The 2195-nt window shown below is 55.4% G+C and carries 4 protein-coding genes; all 4 read right to left on the bottom strand.

The features are described from left to right. Positions 1-174: 174 nt before the first annotated feature. The 4 genes from ACW7G0_RS14200 to ACW7G0_RS14185 all read right to left on the bottom strand — a co-directional run bounded on the left by ACW7G0_RS14200 (position 175) and on the right by ACW7G0_RS14185 (position 2024). Complete coding sequence (locus ACW7G0_RS14200) at positions 175-669, bottom strand: hypothetical protein (protein ID WP_456990653.1); 495 nt, start codon at positions 667-669, stop codon at positions 175-177. Positions 670-792: 123 nt separating this feature from the next. Continuing rightward, on the bottom strand, positions 793-1239 hold the full coding sequence (locus ACW7G0_RS14195) for a hypothetical protein (protein ID WP_456990651.1): 447 nt from the start codon (positions 1237-1239) through the stop codon (positions 793-795). A gap of 120 nt (positions 1240-1359) precedes the next feature. Further along, positions 1360-1656 carry an SdpI family protein gene (locus ACW7G0_RS14190; RefSeq protein ID WP_456990649.1) on the bottom strand — a complete coding sequence of 99 codons (297 nt, stop codon included), beginning with the start codon at positions 1654-1656 and terminating at the stop codon, positions 1360-1362. Between the two features lie 104 nt (positions 1657-1760). Further along, complete coding sequence (locus ACW7G0_RS14185) at positions 1761-2024, bottom strand: hypothetical protein (RefSeq protein WP_456990647.1); 264 nt, start codon at positions 2022-2024, stop codon at positions 1761-1763. Positions 2025-2195: the final 171 nt, after the last annotated feature.

Raw genomic sequence — 2195 nt, 5'->3', positions numbered from 1 at the left:
AGCCGTAGCCCTTGTCCTCGTTCCAGTCGGAGATTCTTCCTACAAATCGCATGGAAAGTCCGTTTGGGGGCTAACGCCTGAGTTAAGCCGACCTGCGTAGCGGAGCCGGCAACATGGCAAGCTTTACCTGCCATGTTGTTGGTGGAGCGAAGCAGGTTCGGCTTGAACGAATTGTTAGGCGCGTACCTGCCACGCCTTGCCTGTTTGATCAATCGCGTACGCTGATACAGCTGTAAACATAGGTTCGTCTCTCCGCAAATACACGGAAAAGATCCTCGCAGCCCTTGGCTCGAGTGATTCAACATTGGACTCTGAAAGCGGTTGCAGAAGCCTCATTTGACTGAGCTGACGGCCGACAAGGGCTTGATATTTTTTTCCGGCCCCATCACATACACCAACGTCACCAAGTGGAGCGGGAATGCTTCCAAGGTTACGCACCGTGACAAGGTAAACCTCAACTAAGTTTGGTCGGTCCCATGGCGACTCCGGATTTTCAGTATTGAGGTGCTCGATGTTTTTGGCTTGATCCCGGTGAGGGGCGCACGATACGTCAAGTTTTATTTGATCTTTCTTGACGTTGTGGCGATAGCTGAAGAAGCTGATGAGGAGTGCAACAGTGCCTGTTACAGCTCCGTACAGTGCGAGTCCTTGTTGATTGATCCAAGTCATTGATAGTTTCGATCAGCGCCTAACGCCTAAGTTAAGCCGAGACGCGTAGTGGAGCAAAGCACATGGCAAGCTGTACCTGCCATGTGCTTTGCGTAACGAAGCGGCTTCGGCTTGAACGCATTGTTAGGCCGCGCTGCCAGACAGCCTAGCCCAAGATTGCCGGAGCCCGACCAAGTGGACGATGCCGATCAGCAGGCAGACTGAGGAGCTCACGGCCCAGAACGTCATGCTGTTTCCTGGGAAGTAGGCCATGACCGGCAAGAATGCTACGCCGCGGACAATGTAGATTGCAGTGACCGCGGAGAGCACGGTGCGCCGCAGCGGCAGCTTGCGAATCACACCCGCGCCGGAAAGAGCGTAAGCACTCCACCCAACGAGCACGCTGGCAATGACCAGGGTAACGACAGTGGGGTACCAATGACCGGCGGTGTGGAGCTGGGCCATCTGCTCCCCGGCCCCCAAGAAGCGGAACAGCGGAGCACCCACTACCAAGCACGCAAGATGCAACAGCGCGGCAAGTCCGCTCAGTGCTGCCCCGGCTACCAGAAGCTTGTTCGTTGGACTCGCCATGTGACTCCCCAGCGGCCTAACGCCTGAGTTAAGCCGACTTGCGTAGTGGAGCCAACAACATGGCAAGCTCTTTCTGCCATGTTGTTGGTGTAACGAAGCAAGTTCGGCTTGAACGAATTGTTAGGCGGCATACCGGCGATACACAATTACCGTTGCCGCCGCGACTACAAGCACTGCGAAAAGTCCCCAAACCGGATCTACCGGCGTGGCAGGCCACAGACCTACGGCTGCTGCGGCCGCAATCCCGGTGATGAGGAGTATCCCGCCAAAGGCACGATGAGCACGATACCAAACGACCGGGTTCGCGAGAGTGCGAGGTGTCCGAAGGCCAAACCAGCGATTGGGCGGAATAGCCTTGAGGAGCAGCAGGGCTCCGAGTACACAGAAGAATAGGGCTGCAATGATCTGGGCTGTCATGTCGCCGCGACCTCTCTATGCCGCCTAACGCCTGAATTAAGCCGACCCGCGAAGCGGGTTCGGCTTGAATGAATTGTTAGAGGGCGTGTGCCATCTCACAGACGTTACAACCACAACGCCAGCAATTGAAGAAGAAAGCCAAAGCCAAGTGACAAGTATGACAGCGGCAGTCCGTATTTCTGCTTTATCCGAGTGCGCCTATTTTGTCGCCGCCATTCATGCTCGGGAATGCCCGGAGGTGGCCCCCAAAACTCTGTTCCATCTGGCAAAATTTTGATGAAACCCTTCGGAAGCAAAGCGAGCCCAAACGCCCCAAGGACACCCAGTGATAAGCCAACCGTGTTGATATAGGTAATCAAGTTTTCCATCGGCACACGTAGAGCCCTCCAAGCCCTCTAACTACCTAATAACCGGACCCTAGGGTCCGGTTATACGACTTACCCACAGGGACGGAACGTTGAGCCTATCCCCTTGACTCCATTCGATCCTATTCCACCGGGGTCCGGCTAACAAGTGGAAGCATAACCGGACCCAAACGA

It is taken from the genome of Lysobacter sp. A286 (genome assembly GCF_054052105.1).
The sequence above is the reverse complement of the archived record's forward strand: the minus strand, read 5'-3'. Positions and strand labels throughout refer to the sequence as shown.